The sequence below is a fragment of the Methylobacterium sp. yr668 genome (genome assembly GCF_900116245.1).
Classification (GTDB): Bacteria; Pseudomonadota; Alphaproteobacteria; order Rhizobiales; family Beijerinckiaceae; genus Methylobacterium.
In genome coordinates this window covers 79,501-93,391 of the sequence record NZ_FOZY01000021.1, presented here as the reverse complement: position 1 = coordinate 93,391, position 13,891 = coordinate 79,501, and the positions used below count along the sequence as shown (strand labels likewise).

The following is a 13,891-nucleotide window of genomic DNA, read 5'->3' as shown; positions in this document are numbered from 1 at the left end:
AGATGAACGTCCCGGCCGGGTCGGCGGCGAAGTCCGACAGGCCGCGCGCCTTGGCCAGCGCCTGCGCCAGCGTGATGCCGTCGGCCTGGAACGGCAGCTCGGTGCTGTTGCCCAGCGCGCCCACCGCGATGAAGGTCTGCGGGTCGCGCACGAGCGTCAGCACGTCGTTGGGCCGCAGGTAGATGTTCTCACGCGGGTTCGACACCACCGTGGTCAGCGGCACGGTCGCGGTCACCGGCCCGCGTGAGAGCCGCACGAAGGTCTCGTTGACCGGCGCGCGGTTGCCGCCGGCGGCGGCGATGACGTCGAGGATGCGGTCGCCGTGGCCCGAGAGCGGCAGGCGGGCGCCGGCGGCGCCCTCGCCGGTGACGGTGACGGCCTGGGAGATCGGGCGGGTGACCGAGACCAGCACCTGGGGCTGGATGGCCTTGCCGGCGAGCTCGTTCTCGATGAGCGCCTGGACGTCCTGGGTGCGGCGGCCGGCGACCTTGATGCGGCCGGCATAGGGCACCGAGATGGCGCCGTCGCGCCCGACGGGCTGCTCGGGGATGAGGGCGGACTTGGATCCGGCGGAGAAGCGGTCGGCGACGAGGGGTCCGGAGAACAGGCCGCCGGATCCGGCCTCCCAGACGGAGACCGAGACCATGTCGCCGATGCCGATGACCGGCTCGGAGGAGGGGCGATGGTCGCCGAAGGAGGCGAGCAGGCTGTCGAGGGGGCGGCCGCGCAGGGCCTCGACCACGGAGGGGGTGACGTCGATGATCTCGTAGCGGGCAAGGATCCCGCCGTCGGCCGTGGCGACCTCGGCCCCGGCCTGGATCGCGCTCGCCGTCGGACCCGCCGCGGGCAGGTACGTGCAGCCCGACATCGCCGTGACGGCGAGCAGGACGAGGGGAAGTTTGCGCATCCAGATGTTGCCCATCGGTATTGCCGAGCCCGTGCCTAGCCCATAGCGGCCCAGGTGTCCGTAGCGGGTGAGCCACACTCCGCCCGCCACGACCGAGACTGCTAAGTCATCCTCGTTAAGCACAGCTTTTTCGGGGCACAGGGACGACGAATGCCGGGCGCAGCGCGCGCTGCTGAAATATCGGGACACAAATCCGAGCGCTGTCGACGGTAACGAGTCGGCCCATCGACTCCAGGGCCGTACGGCCCCGGCGCGATCCGCTCACTGACCCTGGGTCACCGCCGCGGTGATGTCGCCGTAGACGGCGCTGACGCGGGACACGTAGTAGCGGATGCTGCCGACCGCGACGAGGAAGATCAGGCCCCCGAGGAGGGCGTACTCGGTCGCGGTGGATCCGCGGAGATCGCGGGCGAAGCGCGCGGCCGCGACAGGGATCCGATCCGTCAGGGCGGCCGCCGCCCGGGATCGCACCGCGCGCCGCCCCGCCCCGTCGCCGCCCGGCTCATCCATGGTCGAACGCGCCTTCCCGTCCCGCCGTCCGCGTGGCCTCACGCGCTCGGAAGGCTGTTACCGGCCCGCGCTTGCCGCCGGCTTAACGAAGTGTCCGAAACAGGGCATCGGGCCGATTCCGGGCGGGATATGCACCGCCCCGCGCGGCGGGCGCGCCCGCCGCGCGGGGCGCCCGCGACGGCTCAGGCGTGGCCGGCCTTGTGGCGCAGGTCGTCGATCCGCTTGGAGGCCTCGGCCTTGTCGAGGTCGGGATCGAACGCCTTCGGCTCCTTCGCCTCCTCGGAGAGCGTCTTCAGGTAGGAGGCCTGCGCGCCGGTCATCGGCTCGCCGCCGGTGGTCCACTGGTCCGGATCCTTGATCTGGTTCGACACGTCCTTCGGGTCGGTCTTGGGGTTCTCCGGCGCGTTCTGGTGCGCATCCTGGCGCGCTCCGGAATCCCGATCGGCCTTCGACGTTGCCTTCGCGGTGGTGGTAGCCATGCGACTCATGTTCCCTAAACGTTCGCGTTCTGGGTCGTCAACGCGGCCTGCTCCGCGACGGTTCCTGCCGACACGGCGGCAACGTCGGGCGCGGCGATCTTTCCTTCCGCGCGCGCGCTCCGCATGATCGTGACGCGCGGCGCCCCGGCGCGCCTCGGAGCCACGGTGGTCCGGATGACGTCCCAATCAGACCCGCCATTCGATGCCGGGACGGCCGCTCAGGTGCTCGTGGTCATGGGCGTCTCGGGGTCCGGGAAGAGCACCGTGGCGGCGCTGATCGCCGAGAAGCTCGGCTGGATCTTCGTGGACGGCGACAGCTTCCACGCGCCGGAGCACGTGGCGAAGATGCACGCGGGCCACGCCCTCGACGACGCGGACCGCGCGCCGTGGCTCGCCCGGATCGCGACCTGGATCCAGCAGCGCCTCGACGCCGGCGAGTCCGGGGTGGTGGTCTGCTCGGCGCTCCGGCGCGCGTACCGGGACGTCCTCACCCGGGACAGCCGGCGGGTCCGCATCGTCTACCTCGACGGCGACAAGGCCCTGATCGCGCGGCGTCTCGCGGAGCGCCAGGGTCATTTCATGTCGCCGCATCTCCTGGACAGCCAGTTCGCGACCCTCGAGGTCCCGGGCCCCGACGAGCACCCGATCACCGTCGGGATCCTCGAGCCGCCCGAGGCGATTGCCGACCGGGTCGTGGCGGAACTCGCCGCCGCGGCGCGTCGCGATCCGGGTGGGGCGGGATCCGGGTGGGGAGTGACGCGATGACAGCAGGAACCGGCAAGGCCGCGGGGATCGCCCTGGTGATCTCGGACGTCGACGGCACCCTGGTCACCGGGGACAAGCGCCTGACGGCAGCGACGGTGGCGGCCGTCCGCCGCCTGCGCGCGGCCGGGATCGGCTTCAGCATCGCCTCGGCGCGGCCGCCGATCGGGCTGCGGAGCCTTGTGGCGGAGCTCGGCCTCGACCTGCCGATGGGGGCCTTCAACGGCGCGAGCGTCGTCCGGCCGGACCTGTCGATCATCGAGGAGCGGGCCATCCCGGAGCCGGCGGCCCGGGCGGCCCTCGACCGGCTCCTGGCCGAGGGGCTGGATGTCTGGGTCTTCGCCGACGGCGCGTGGTGCCTGCGCGACCCGGACGGTCCCTACACCGACCTGGAGCGCCGCACGATCGACGCGGAGCCCCGGGTCGTGCCGGATCTCGGAACGCTCATGGGTACGGCCGCCAAGATCGTCGGCGTCAGCCGCGACCACGCCCATCTCGAGGCCTGCGAGACGCGAATCGCGGCGGCGCTGGCCGGCCGGGCCACCGTCCACCGCTCGCAGAAGTACTATCTCGACGTGACGCCGCCCGATCTCGACAAGGGTCGCTTCGTCGCCTGGATGAGCGCGCATCTCGCTATCCCGCGCGAGCGGATCGCCACGTTCGGCGATGCCGGGAACGATCGCCCGATGTTCGCACAGAGCGGCTACTCCGTGGCGATGGGCAATGCCGAGGCGAGCGTCCAGGCGGCCGCCAGCGCGGTCACGGACAGCAACGACGCCGACGGGTTCGCCCGCGCGGTCGAGCGCTTCATCCTTCCCTGACCGGCTCCCCAGACCGGCCGACCGCGTCCGCGCGCCGCCCTGTGGCGCGCGGATCACAAGCACGCCCGTCGCCCCGGCCGCCCACAGGCTGCCGAACGGGGGCCGCTTTCCGGCCTCATTTCCCCGTGACCTAGCTTGACTACAGAACAAGCAGCACCGGGTCTCGGAATGCATCGCCTCATCCTGGCCGCCGTCCTCGCGGTCGCGCCCGCCGCCGCCTTCGGGCAGGGCGCGCGCGACAATATCGACGCGTTGATCGAGCAGCAGGCGAAGGCGAACGGCGTTCCGGCGAGCTTCGTGCACGCCGTGGTCAAGCGCGAGAGCAACTACAATCCGCGGGCGAAGGGCGGCAGCGCCCTGGGTCTCATGCAGATCAAGCACGCGACCGCGCGCGGCATGGGCTACACCGGCGACGCCGCCGGCCTGTACGATCCGGAGACCAACCTGCGCTACGGCGTGGCCTATCTGGCGGGCGCCTACCGCACGGCCAAGGGCAACGTCGCCCAGGCCTACCAGTACTACAACCGCGGCTACTACTACGCCGCCAAGCGCCAGGGCATCTCCACCGAGGTCGCCTCGGTGGTCGCCCCCGTGGCGGCGTCGGCCAGCGCCCTCGCGAGCCTGTTCGGCGGCGGCGTCGCCGACTCCAAACCCAACCCCGCGGCCGCCGCCCTGGCCTACGCGCCGACGGCCGCCGCCGTGGCGGAGGTTCCGACCGAGACCGTCGAGGTGCCGCTGCCGCCGCGTCGGCCCGCCGCCCTGGCCGGCGCCGCGGTCGAACTCGCCAGCCTCTCCATCGACCCGGCCGCAGGCGCGACCCCGGCCGCCCCGCAGGCCGCCTCGGTTCCCTCCGTGGAGGTGCCGCTGCCGCCGCGCCGACCCACCGCCCTCGGGAGCGCGGAGGCCTCGCCGGCGCAGATGGCGGAACTCCGACTCTCGCCGCAGCCCGCCGCGGCCGCCACCCCGATGACCCCCGCGGCCGCTTCGGCACCGGCCACCGAGGCGGCGGTCGAGGCGGTCGAGGTGCCGCTGCCGCCGCGCCGTCCGTCGCTCCAGATGCTCGCCGCCGCGACGCCGCGGCGCGCTCCGGCCGCCGCGCCGGTGCGCGAGGCCACGGCCCTGCCGGTCGAGTAGCGCGCCCTCTCCGGCGCGGGTGCAGACCGCCGATCGCCCGCTCGGCCGGGCCTTCTGCCCACACAAGGATCATGCCCAAGGCTTGACCATCGGGTCGATCCGCAACACATAGGCGCCACGCCAGCAACGTGGTTGGATCGTTACGGTACGGACCGGCGCCGCGAGACAGCGGCCGTACGCGGGTGGCGCACGACGGATCTCAGGGCAGGAAACGCCGGTCTACACGCGCACGTTCTCAGGCAGCTTCCTGTCTGGCGGAACGCCAAAGCGCGATGGATCTCGAAGCGGCAGGCATGCAGGGCACGGACTCTGCTTTCGAGCTGGCAGGAAAGCGGACGGCGCCATGACCGGCGTGGAACAGGAATCTCTCTTTCTCACGGACCTCGGGCGACGCGTCAGGCACGCGCGCACCGTGCGCGGGCTGTCGCGCAAGGTTCTGTCGCAGACCTCGGGCCTGTCCGAGCGCTACATCGCGCAGCTAGAGGGCGGCCAGGGCAACGTCTCGATCATCCTGCTGCGGCGGGTGGCGAACGCCATGGGTGTGCGGCTGGACGACCTGATCACCGGCAACGACGCGCTGCCCGACTGGCCCGTGGTGCGCGACCTCCTCGCCCAGGCGAGCCCGGCCCAGATCGTCGCCGCCAAGGAGGCCCTGTCAGGCGGCAGCCGGCCCGAATCGAGCAACCGGCCGCGCGTGGCGCTGACCGGACTGCGCGGCGCCGGCAAATCGACCCTCGGCAAGCTCGCGGCCGAGCGCCTCGGCTGGACCTTCGTGGAGCTCAACGCCGAGATCGAGCGGGAGAACGCCCTCTCGGTCCAGGAGATCTTCGCGATCTACGGCCAGGAAGGCTACCGCCGGCTCGAGCAGGCGGCCTTGCGGCGCCTGACCGAGCATCCCGGGCCGCTGATCCTCGCGACGAGCGGCGGCATCGTCGCGGAACCGCTGACCTACGATCTGCTCCTCCAGGCGTTCTACACCATCTGGCTGCGCGCCCGGCCGGAGGAGCACATGAGCCGCGTCCGCGAGCAGGGACACCTCGCCACGACGGGCGACCACGCCTCCGCGATGCAGGAGCTGCGCGCCGTGCTGGCGAGCCGCGAGCCGCTCTACGCCCGGGCCCCGGCGACGGTGGACACCTCCAACATCCCTGTCCAGACGATGCTGGACCGCCTGACGGCGGCGATCGAGGCGCGGTTCGGGCAGGGCGTGCCGCTGGCGGACTGACCCGCCCGCGTTCGCTGACAGCCATGCGACCGATGCGACCCCCGGGCCGCGCCGGCCCTTGATCGCCGCGGTGCAGCGCACCACGCTAGGGCAGTACCCGCGGTCCGTCGCCGCCGCTGCCGTCTCTCCGGGCGGGACAACCACCCCGCTCGAGCGGGCGCTGGACCGGCCCCGCCCCACGCGCGACCGGCAGACCCTGCGAAGTCCCGGACATGAGCATCCGACTATGAGCGCCAGTCCTGCCTTCACTCACCCATCGCATGACCTCGCGGTCGTCGACCCGGTCTGGTCGCGGTTGCGGGACGAGGCGGAGGATGTCCTGCGGACCGAGCCGCAGCTCGCCTCCTTCATCGTCGCCACCATCCTGAACCACACCACGCTGGAAGGCGCGGTCTCCCACCGGGTCGCGGCGCGGCTCGGGCACCCGTCGCTCCCGGCCGAACTCGTCGCCCACGCCTTCCACGAGGCGATCACGGTCGATCCCGAAATCGGCCAGGCGTTCCGCGCCGATATCGGCGCGGTGATCGACCGGGATCCGGCGACGCTCCGGGCTCTCGAACCGGTCCTGTACTTCAAGGGCTTCCACGCCCTGCAGGCCTACCGCCTCGCCCACCATGTCTGGAACCGCGGTCGGCGCGACCTCGCCCTCTACCTCCAGAGCCGGGTCTCGGAGGTGTTCCAGTGCGACATCCATCCGGCGGCGCGGATCGGTCGGGGCGTCTTCCTCGACCACGCCACCGGCCTCGTGGTCGGGTCGACCGCGGTGATCGAGGACGACGTGTCGATCCTCCACGCCGTGACCCTGGGCGGCACCGGCAAGCAGCGCGGCGACCGCCACCCCAAGATCCGCCGCGGCGTGATGATCGGCGCCGGCGCCAAGATCCTGGGCAACATCGAGGTCGGGGCCTGCGCCCGAGTGGCGGCGGGCTCGGTGGTGCTGCGGCCGGTACCGCCGAACACGACGGTCGTCGGCGTGCCGGCGCGCGTGGTCGGCACCGCCGGCTGCGACGATCCGGCTCGGGCGATGGACCAACTCGTCGCCCTCGATCAGTTCATCCACCTGGGCGACGGGATCTGACCCGGGGCCGTCGCGCTTGCCGCTCCGCCCGCGGCGTGGCAAGCCCTCGGCCCATCCGCGGCGCCAGCGCCGCCAGGGGAGATCGACCAGCGTGACCAAAGCCGAGACCGCGAAGCTTCAGGACTATCTGCGCCGCAAGTTCGCGAACAACAATATCCGCCTCACCGCGATGAAGACCGGCGACTCCGCCGAGGTGTTCATCGGCGAGGAGTCAATCGGCGTGATCGCCGACGACAAGGAGGACGGCGACGATTCCTTCGTCTTCCGGATGGCGATCCTCGACATCGATCTCGAGGAAGAGGCCTGAGGCCCCGCGCTCCGGCCGGACCCGCGTCTCGGATCGGGTCCCGCCGGCAGCACCTGTGCACGGATTAACGCTAACAAAGACTCGTGCTTAACAACCGGTAAACGGCGTGAGTACAGTGCGCGCAACCTGTATCAGGAGCGCGAATAATGGTCCTCACGCCCGTCGCCCTCGAGTCGATCCGGACCCTCTGCATCGGACTGGCGCTGTCCGGCCTGATCGCCAGCGCCTTCGAGCTGTTCGCGGCGCGGCGGGCGAGCTTCAGCCTGCTGGAGCGCGGCGGTCTGCCGGCGGTCGCCGCCCTGCCGATGCTGGCCTTCTCGGCGCCGTTCATCATCCTGCGCAACACGGTGCGCGGCCGGCGGATCGAGGGGCGCCCGATCCCGTTCGTGATGCTGGCGACGGTCATCGCGTGCGGCTGGAGCCTGCTCTCCGGCCGCGTCGCCCTCGACCTCGCCGCGATGCTGGTCGGCGCCTGACCGGGTTCAGGGCTCGGCGGTGGCCACCTGCGCGGTCCCGTCCTTGCCCTCCAGGGACACCCACGCCGCGCCGTCCTGGCCGGCCCGCTTGATGAAGTTGTAGCCGGTGCGGCGCCAGGACCGGATCGCGTCGGTCTTGTTGTCGAGGATGAAGTCGCCGCGGTCGGTCCGGACCGTCAGCACCGCGTGGCCCTCGTTGGTCTCGTCGATCACCACGGTCATCAGCAGGGCGCGCCGCGGCAGGCCGCGCTCCACCAGCATCCGCCGCTTCAGCAGCTGGTAATCCTCGCAATCGCCGAACCCGTCATCGGGGAAGTCCCAGCGGTCGACGACGCCCCAATGCGCCTGATCGGTGATCGGCCGGATGCGCGCGTTCACGCGGCGGTTGACGCTCTGCAGGGTCCGCCACACCGCCACGGTCAGGGAAATCTCGGCCGGCTCGGCCGTGTCGACCGTGCATTCCTGAGGCGTGCGGGCGCAGAAATCCGTCCAGCCCGCGATCGCCCGCACCGGCCCGGTCGGTTCGGCGGCGGTCACCTGATCCGGCAGGACCAGCCGCGCGTGGGCGTGGGTCGTGGCGCCGCCCATCGCGAGGATCGTGCCGAGCAGGGCAAAACTGGCCGCCTGCCGCGCGCGGCACGCCGCGTGCGTCCACCCGCGCCAACGGAGCGGGCCGAAGACCTGACACGAGATACCGCCATCCGCGTGCCGCATGGTTCAAGCCCCCGCCGCCCGATGATGACGGAAGGGTGACACGGCCACGTGCGACGCACAATGGGTCAGGACGAGGCAGCTAACGCGCGGGGAGCCGTATCGGTTCCGATTTAAGAGAGTGTTGCATCCGCGGGGCTGACCGAAATCGTATGCACTGAGTGAATAGCCGCTCTGCGCCTTCTCGGAAGGCCTTGATTCACGTCAGCTTTGCCGGCTTCTCAGCACGGCTCGCACGGGGGATTCGCGGCGGGCTCGATCGAGACGCGTGAAGCCGGCCAGCCCGTCGCCGACGGGGCCGCACCCCAGGAAAGGACCCGCCATGCAGCCCGCCATCCAGCAGGTGATCAGAGCGCTCGCCGAGGATGGTCGGGCCGGCGCGATCAATATCGCGGAGCACGCGGTCGATTCCTACCTCGCCGACGCGCCGAGCGAGGGCGACAGGGCGCTGTCGCGGGACATCCTGGTCCGGGATCTCGCCAGTCTCCGGGGCGTCGCCCCGCATCTCGCGGCCTTCATCGGCCGGGTGGAGTCCTACGTGGCGAGCCTCGCCCAGCCGTCGCTGAGCCGGGCGGCCTGAGGCCGCGTCACCGGTTTGCAGTGGTGACCGGGGAGGTGACGCCGCCGAGGGAGACCCAGGCGACGGCGTCCTGGCTCTCGCGCTTGATGAACACGTAGCCGGTCTTGTGCCAGGGCAGGATCGCGCTGGTCTTGTTGTCGAGCACCAGGTCGCCCCGGTCGGTGATCAGGGTCAGCACGGCGTGGCCCTCGCCCTTCTCGTCGATCACCACGGTCATGCGCATCGCCCGCCGCGGCAGGCCGGCCTCGGCCAGCATGTGGCGCTTGAGCAGCTGGAAGTCCTCGCAGTCGCCGATGCCGTCCTCGGCCAGGTCCCAGCGGTCGGCCACGTGCAGGTGGTCCTGGTCGGTCATCGGCTCGATCGCCTTGTTGACCCGCTGGTTCACCGACACGATCGTCGCCCAGGTGGCGGGCGTCAGGCTGATCCGGGCCGGCTCGCCCCGGTCCAGCGCGCACTCCGCCGCGTAATTCTGACAGAACGTCACCCACGCCGCGATCGGCTTGGCGTCGCCCAGGATCTTGGCGCCCACGTCCGCGGGCAGGCTCGCCAGCGTCTGCGCCTGAACCGGAGCGGCGAGGCCGAGCAGCGTCGCCGCTCCGACCAGCATCCCCCGAACCGTCCTGAGAAGCGCCGCGCCCATCGAACCCGTCCCCGTTGTTGAGGACAGGATTGCGCCGCAGAGCCTCCGCGGCGCTGAAGCGGATGCGCGCAATTTTACCGATCTGCCGGCGCGGGCCCGCTCACGCGCGACAGCGTCGACGGGAGACTTGAGAACCCTTGTAAATCGGCGGCTTCGGCTTCGGAAACCGGAAACCTTGAGGGTTCGTCACCCGGGGACCTGAGTCCTCAGGCGCGCAGCCGCCATCGCGAGCGCAGAGAGGCACACCAAGACTGCGCCAAGCCGACCGATGGCGCGCTGCCCTGGGTCGCCTCGCTGCGCCCGCGATCACGGGGTGGAAACGCTCAGCCCGCCGTCTGGTCGAGCTTGCGCTCGGCCTCGCCCTTCAGCTCCGGGAAGTCCGCCTGCGTGTAGGCGCGGCCCCGGTGCGGGTCCTCGGTGATGCCCTCGTGCTCCAGGCGGCGCAGCTGCACCCGCCGGATCTTGCCCGAGATCGTCTTGGGCAGATCGGTGACGAACTCGAGCCCGCGCAGGCGCTTGAAGGTCGCGAGCCGGGCGTTGGTGAAGCGGAAGATGTCGAGCGCCGTCTCGGGTCCGGGGCTCGCTCCGGCCACCAGGGACACGTAGGCCTTCGGGATGGTGTGACGCATCGGATCGGGCACCGGCACCACCGCCGCCTCGGCCACGGCCGGATGCTCGATCAGCACGCTCTCCAGCTCGAAGGGGCTGATCCGGTAGCCCGACGACTTGAACACGTCGTCGGCGCGGCCGACGAAGGTGTAGCAGCCCTGCTCGTCCACGAAGGCGACGTCGCCGGTGTGGTAGAGGTCGCCGGCCGCGCCCGACAGGTTGCCCTGGCCGTCGTCGTAGCCCTGCATCAGGCCGGCGGGCCGGTGGGCCCCGAGTTCGAGGCAGACCTCGCCCTCGGTGGCCGGCTGACCGTCCAGGTCGAGGACGCGCACCCGGTAGCCCGGGAGAGGCCGGCCCAGGGCGCCTGGCACCACCGGCTGTCCCGGCGTGTTGGCCATGAGCGCGGTGGTCTCGGTCTGGCCGTAGCCGTCGCGGATCGTGAGGCCCCAGGCGCTCTTCACGCGCTCGATCACCTCGGGATTCAGGGGCTCGCCCGCCGCGCAGACCTCGCGCAGGGCGAGCCGCTTCCCGGACAGGTCCTCCTGGATGATCATCCGCCAGACGGTCGGCGGCGCGCAGAGCGTCGTGGCGCCGGTGCGCTCCAGCTGCGCCAGCAGCGCGGCCGCGTTGAACGGCGCCTGGTTGATCACCAGGATCGTCGCGCCGGCATTCCAGGGCGCGAAGAACGAGGACCACGCGTGCTTCGCCCAGCCCGGCGAGGAGACGTTGCAGTGCACGTCCCCCGGCTGCAGCCCGAGCCAGTACATGGTCGAGAGCGCGCCCACCGGGTAGGAGCGGTGGCTGTGGCGCACCAGCTTCGGCTTCGCCGTGGTGCCGGAGGTGAAGTAGAGGAGCAGCGGGTCATCGGCGGCGGTCGGGGCGTCCGGCGCGAAGCTGTCCGAGGCCGTGAAGGCGTCGTCGTAGGCCGCCCAGCCCTCCGTCGGAGCCCCGGTGACGAGGCGGACGGCGCCGCCCGTGTCGAGGCCGGCGAACCGTGCGATCTGCTCCGGCCCGGCCACGATCGCCCGCGGGCGGCCGCGGGCGAGGCGGTCGGCGAGCTCGTCGGCGGTGAGCAGCGTGGTCGCCGGGATGACCACGGCGCCGAGCTTCATCGCGGCCAGCATGGTCTCCCACAGGGCCGGCACGTTGCCGAGCAGCAGGAGCAGGTGGTCACCGCGCTTCAGGCCGAGCTGACGCAGGTGGTTGGCCACCTGATTGGACCGTGCCGCGAGCTCACCGAAGCTGAGGCTCTGCTCGGCCCCGCTGCCAGCCTCGACGATCCGCAGGGCGGCGCGGTCGCGGCTCTCGGGGCCGGCGAGGACGGCGTCGAACCAGTCGAGCGCCCAGTTGAACGGCACCGGGTCCGGCCACGCGAAGGCCGCGACGGCGGCGGCGTAGTCGGTGCGGTGGACCAGCAGAAGGTCGCGGGCCTCCCGGAAGCTCGGCATGGTCGTTCCCCCTCGTCCTCGTTGACCGATCCCGACCCGGCGTCTTCAGGCCGGGATCAGATCCTCACCGGCCTCGCCCTGCGCGAGACGCTGAACCATGGCGGCGTGGAAGTCGCGGATCTGCCCGGCAATCGCCCCAACACTGAGGTCGTTGCGGGCGAAATCGTCGGCGTTCAGCGCGATCAGGCCGGCCGTGTAGCCGGCCTCGTTGTGTTCGAACGGATCCGCGTAGAGCCATGCCCACCAATCGCGGGGCGGGATCAGGCTGGCGCCGGGCTTGACCCGCAGCGCCGCCAGGAAACGGAGATGGCGCGTCAGCTCTTTCCGCCAGACCGACCGCGTCCGTTGGGGCACGTCGAAGGCGAGCAGCTTCACGAGGTGCTCGTTGATGGTCTCCTCGCGCCCGCGCGCCTTCTGGGCGACGATTGCGCGCGGGAAGGCCATCTCGAACCGGACTTCGTCGTGGTCCAGCACATCCATCGCCTGGTCCCCGCTCAGGTGTTCTCGAACCGGGGCGGCCGCTTCTCTACGAAGGCGGCCATACCCTCCTTCTGGTCCTTGGTGGCGAACATGGCGTGGAACACCCGCCGCTCGAACCGGATGCCCTCGGTCAGCGTGGTCTCGTAGGACCGGTTGACCGCCTCCTTGGTCATCATCGCGATCGGCAGCGACATCGACGCGATGGTCTCGGCCGCCTTCAGTGCCTCGTCGAGGAGCTGGTCGGCCGCGATCACGCGCGAGACGAGGCCGGCACGCTCGGCCTCGGCGGCGTCCATCATCCGCCCGGTCAGGCACATCTCCATGGCCTTGGCCTTGCCGACGAAGCGGGTCAGCCGCTGGCTGCCGCCGATCCCCGGCATCACGCCGAGCTTGATCTCGGGCTGGCCGAACTGCGCCGTGTCGGCCGCCAGGATGATGTCGCACATCATGGCGAGTTCGCAGCCACCGCCGAGCGCGTAGCCCGCTACCGCGGCGATGATCGGCTTGCGCACGGCGACGAACCGGTCCCAGTCGGCGAACCGGTCGCCGGAATACATCTCCGCGTAGGTGGCGTGCTGCATCTCCTTGATGTCGGCGCCGGCCGCGAAGGCCTTCGCCGAGCCGGTGAGGACGATGCAGCCGATCCCCGGATCCGCATCCGCCTCGGTCGCCGCCCGGATCACCTCCCGGGTGAGCTGCGCGTTGAGGGCGTTCAGGGCCTTCGGCCGGTTGAGGGTGATCAGCAGGACGCGCCCGCGCGTCTCCGTCAGGATCGTCTCGTACGTGTCGCTCACGACTCGCCTCCCTGCCCGCGGAGCATACGGATGATCGCGGAAAAGTCCTCTCCCCCGTGGCCCGCGCCCTCGAACAGGCCGTAGATCTGCGCGGCCTCCGCGCCCAGCGGCGTCGCCGCCCCCGCGGCGATGGCGGCGGCCTGAGCGAGCCGGAGGTCCTTGAGCATCAGCGCGGCGGCGAAGCCCGGCTTGTAGCCGTTGTTGGCCGGCGAGGCCGGCACCGGGCCCGGCACCGGGCAGTAGGTGGTCAGTGACCAGCACTGACCCGAGGAGACCGAGGCCACGTCGTAGAGCGCCTGGTGCGACAGGCCGAGCTTCTCGCCGAGCGCGAAAGCCTCGCTGACGCCGATCATCGAGATGCCGAGGATCATGTTGTTGCAGATCTTGGCCGCCTGCCCGGCGCCGGCATCGCCGCAATGGAACACGTTCTTGCCCATCACCTTCAGCAGCGGCTCGGCCTTGGCGAAGGCGGCCGCGGCGCCGCCGGCCATGAAAGTCAGCGTCCCGGCCTTCGCGCCGCCGGTGCCGCCGGAGACCGGCGCGTCCACCGACAGGCAGCCCCGCGCCTCGGCGAGGGCGTGGGCCTTGCGGGCGCTCTCGACGTCGACCGTGGAGGAATCGATCAGGAGCGTGCCGGCGGGCAGGACCTCGGCGAGCTGCGTCCAGACCTCGACCACGTGCCGCCCGGCGGGCAGCATGGTGATGACGACGTCCGCCCCTTGGGCCGCCTCCAGGGCCGAGCCGGTGACAGCGACGCCTCCGGCGCGCGCCGCCTCCAGCGAGGCCGGCACCAGGTCGAAGCCGCGCACGGTGTGGCCCGCCTTCACGAGGTTGGCCGCCATGGGCCCGCCCATGTTGCCGAGACCGATGAACCCGATGGTCTGCGCCATCCTGCTTCTCCCTTGATTGCTGTCGTTCGCGTCTTCCACC

Annotated in this window: 17 protein-coding genes; 8 read left to right on the top strand and 9 right to left on the bottom strand. The window is 71.4% G+C overall.

Translation table 11 applies throughout. The features are described from left to right. From BM419_RS22540 to BM419_RS22530, 3 genes are all read right to left on the bottom strand, one after another. Positions 1–907: polysaccharide biosynthesis/export family protein (locus BM419_RS22540; protein WP_091927729.1), on the bottom strand; the 907-nt coding region annotated here is incomplete at its 3' end. 261 nt (positions 908–1,168) lie between these two features. Continuing rightward, positions 1,169–1,417: a Flp family type IVb pilin gene (locus tag BM419_RS22535; protein WP_056526187.1), complete on the bottom strand. Its 249-nt coding sequence runs from the start codon at positions 1,415–1,417 to the stop codon at positions 1,169–1,171. A gap of 182 nt (positions 1,418–1,599) precedes the next feature. Continuing rightward, positions 1,600–1,896 carry a DUF3072 domain-containing protein gene (locus BM419_RS22530; RefSeq protein WP_091927723.1) on the bottom strand — a complete coding sequence of 99 codons (297 nt, stop codon included), beginning with the start codon at positions 1,894–1,896 and terminating at the stop codon, positions 1,600–1,602. Positions 1,897–2,070: 174 nt separating this feature from the next. On the opposite strand from BM419_RS22530, the gene BM419_RS22525 reads away from it, so the two are divergent. The 7 genes from BM419_RS22525 (at position 2,071) to BM419_RS22495 (ending at position 7,699) form a co-directional block, all read left to right on the top strand. Next, the gene (locus BM419_RS22525; protein WP_091927728.1) at positions 2,071–2,661 is read left to right on the top strand and encodes a gluconokinase; all 591 of its coding nucleotides are present in this window, start codon (positions 2,071–2,073) and stop codon (positions 2,659–2,661) included. After that, entirely contained in the window at positions 2,658–3,479 is an 822-nt protein-coding gene (locus BM419_RS22520; protein WP_091927722.1) for a Cof-type HAD-IIB family hydrolase, read from the top strand. The genes BM419_RS22525 and BM419_RS22520 overlap by 4 nt, the downstream gene beginning before the upstream one ends. 168 nt (positions 3,480–3,647) lie before the next feature. Further along, positions 3,648–4,613 (top strand): lytic transglycosylase domain-containing protein, encoded by a 966-nt coding sequence (locus tag BM419_RS22515; RefSeq protein WP_091927721.1) that lies wholly within the window; start codon positions 3,648–3,650, stop codon positions 4,611–4,613. 343 nt (positions 4,614–4,956) lie between these two features. After that, on the top strand, positions 4,957–5,838 hold the full coding sequence (locus BM419_RS22510) for a helix-turn-helix transcriptional regulator (protein ID WP_020095664.1): 882 nt from the start codon (positions 4,957–4,959) through the stop codon (positions 5,836–5,838). Between the two features lie 226 nt (positions 5,839–6,064). Further along, a complete protein-coding gene (gene cysE / locus BM419_RS22505) occupies positions 6,065–6,916 on the top strand; it encodes a serine O-acetyltransferase (RefSeq protein WP_091684043.1) in 852 nt (283 codons plus the stop codon). Between the two features lie 91 nt (positions 6,917–7,007). Next, a complete protein-coding gene (locus BM419_RS22500; RefSeq protein ID WP_007565940.1) occupies positions 7,008–7,223 on the top strand; it encodes a DUF3126 family protein in 216 nt (71 codons plus the stop codon). Positions 7,224–7,369: 146 nt separating this feature from the next. Continuing rightward, positions 7,370–7,699 carry a DUF6949 family protein gene (locus BM419_RS22495; RefSeq protein ID WP_020095662.1) on the top strand — a complete coding sequence of 110 codons (330 nt, stop codon included), beginning with the start codon at positions 7,370–7,372 and terminating at the stop codon, positions 7,697–7,699. Between the two features lie 6 nt (positions 7,700–7,705). On the opposite strand, the gene BM419_RS22490 is transcribed toward BM419_RS22495, so the two are convergent. Then, entirely contained in the window at positions 7,706–8,413 is a 708-nt protein-coding gene (locus BM419_RS22490) for a transglutaminase-like cysteine peptidase (RefSeq protein WP_026605326.1), read from the bottom strand. 319 nt (positions 8,414–8,732) lie between these two features. Between BM419_RS22490 and BM419_RS22485 the strand changes: the two genes are divergently transcribed. Further along, positions 8,733–8,990, top strand: a complete 258-nt coding sequence (locus BM419_RS22485; protein WP_012320711.1) for a hypothetical protein — start codon at positions 8,733–8,735, stop codon at positions 8,988–8,990. A 7-nt stretch (positions 8,991–8,997) separates the two neighbouring features. Here BM419_RS22485 and BM419_RS22480 read toward each other — a convergent pair whose 3' ends face one another. The 5 genes from BM419_RS22480 to mmsB form a co-directional block, all read right to left on the bottom strand. After that, positions 8,998–9,597 carry a transglutaminase-like cysteine peptidase gene (locus BM419_RS22480; RefSeq protein WP_175556352.1) on the bottom strand — a complete coding sequence of 200 codons (600 nt, stop codon included), beginning with the start codon at positions 9,595–9,597 and terminating at the stop codon, positions 8,998–9,000. A 356-nt stretch (positions 9,598–9,953) separates the two neighbouring features. Then, positions 9,954–11,687: an AMP-binding protein gene (locus BM419_RS22475; protein WP_091927719.1), complete on the bottom strand. Its 1,734-nt coding sequence runs from the start codon at positions 11,685–11,687 to the stop codon at positions 9,954–9,956. A gap of 45 nt (positions 11,688–11,732) precedes the next feature. Further along, entirely contained in the window at positions 11,733–12,167 is a 435-nt protein-coding gene (locus BM419_RS22470; RefSeq protein WP_091927718.1) for a hypothetical protein, read from the bottom strand. 14 nt (positions 12,168–12,181) lie between these two features. Then, positions 12,182–12,961, bottom strand: coding sequence for an enoyl-CoA hydratase (locus tag BM419_RS22465; RefSeq protein ID WP_020095657.1), 780 nt, complete (start codon positions 12,959–12,961; stop codon positions 12,182–12,184). After that, complete coding sequence (mmsB, locus tag BM419_RS22460) at positions 12,958–13,851, bottom strand: 3-hydroxyisobutyrate dehydrogenase (RefSeq protein WP_091927717.1); 894 nt, start codon at positions 13,849–13,851, stop codon at positions 12,958–12,960. The genes BM419_RS22465 and mmsB overlap by 4 nt, the downstream gene beginning before the upstream one ends. Positions 13,852–13,891: the final 40 nt, after the last annotated feature.

Excerpts from the sequence above, each read along its gene's own strand:
- BM419_RS22515 (WP_091927721.1), top strand. The coding sequence starts at position 3,648 with ATGCATCGCCTCATCCTGGCCGCCGTCCTCGCGGTCGCGCCCGCCGCC.
- BM419_RS22485 (WP_012320711.1), top strand. The coding sequence starts at position 8,733 with ATGCAGCCCGCCATCCAGCAGGTGATCAGAGCGCTCGCCGAGGATGGT.
- BM419_RS22525 (WP_091927728.1), top strand. The coding sequence starts at position 2,071 with ATGACGTCCCAATCAGACCCGCCATTCGATGCCGGGACGGCCGCTCAG.
- BM419_RS22530 (WP_091927723.1), bottom strand. The coding sequence starts at position 1,896 with ATGGCTACCACCACCGCGAAGGCAACGTCGAAGGCCGATCGGGATTCC.
- mmsB (WP_091927717.1), bottom strand. The coding sequence starts at position 13,851 with ATGGCGCAGACCATCGGGTTCATCGGTCTCGGCAACATGGGCGGGCCC.
- BM419_RS22495 (WP_020095662.1), top strand. The coding sequence starts at position 7,370 with ATGGTCCTCACGCCCGTCGCCCTCGAGTCGATCCGGACCCTCTGCATC.
- BM419_RS22470 (WP_091927718.1), bottom strand. The coding sequence starts at position 12,167 with ATGGATGTGCTGGACCACGACGAAGTCCGGTTCGAGATGGCCTTCCCG.
- cysE (WP_091684043.1), top strand. The coding sequence starts at position 6,065 with ATGAGCGCCAGTCCTGCCTTCACTCACCCATCGCATGACCTCGCGGTC.
- BM419_RS22490 (WP_026605326.1), bottom strand. The coding sequence starts at position 8,413 with ATGCGGCACGCGGATGGCGGTATCTCGTGTCAGGTCTTCGGCCCGCTC.
- BM419_RS22480 (WP_175556352.1), bottom strand. The coding sequence starts at position 9,597 with ATGCTGGTCGGAGCGGCGACGCTGCTCGGCCTCGCCGCTCCGGTTCAG.
- BM419_RS22510 (WP_020095664.1), top strand. The coding sequence starts at position 4,957 with ATGACCGGCGTGGAACAGGAATCTCTCTTTCTCACGGACCTCGGGCGA.
- BM419_RS22520 (WP_091927722.1), top strand. The coding sequence starts at position 2,658 with ATGACAGCAGGAACCGGCAAGGCCGCGGGGATCGCCCTGGTGATCTCG.
- BM419_RS22475 (WP_091927719.1), bottom strand. The coding sequence starts at position 11,687 with ATGCCGAGCTTCCGGGAGGCCCGCGACCTTCTGCTGGTCCACCGCACC.
- BM419_RS22535 (WP_056526187.1), bottom strand. The coding sequence starts at position 1,417 with ATGGATGAGCCGGGCGGCGACGGGGCGGGGCGGCGCGCGGTGCGATCC.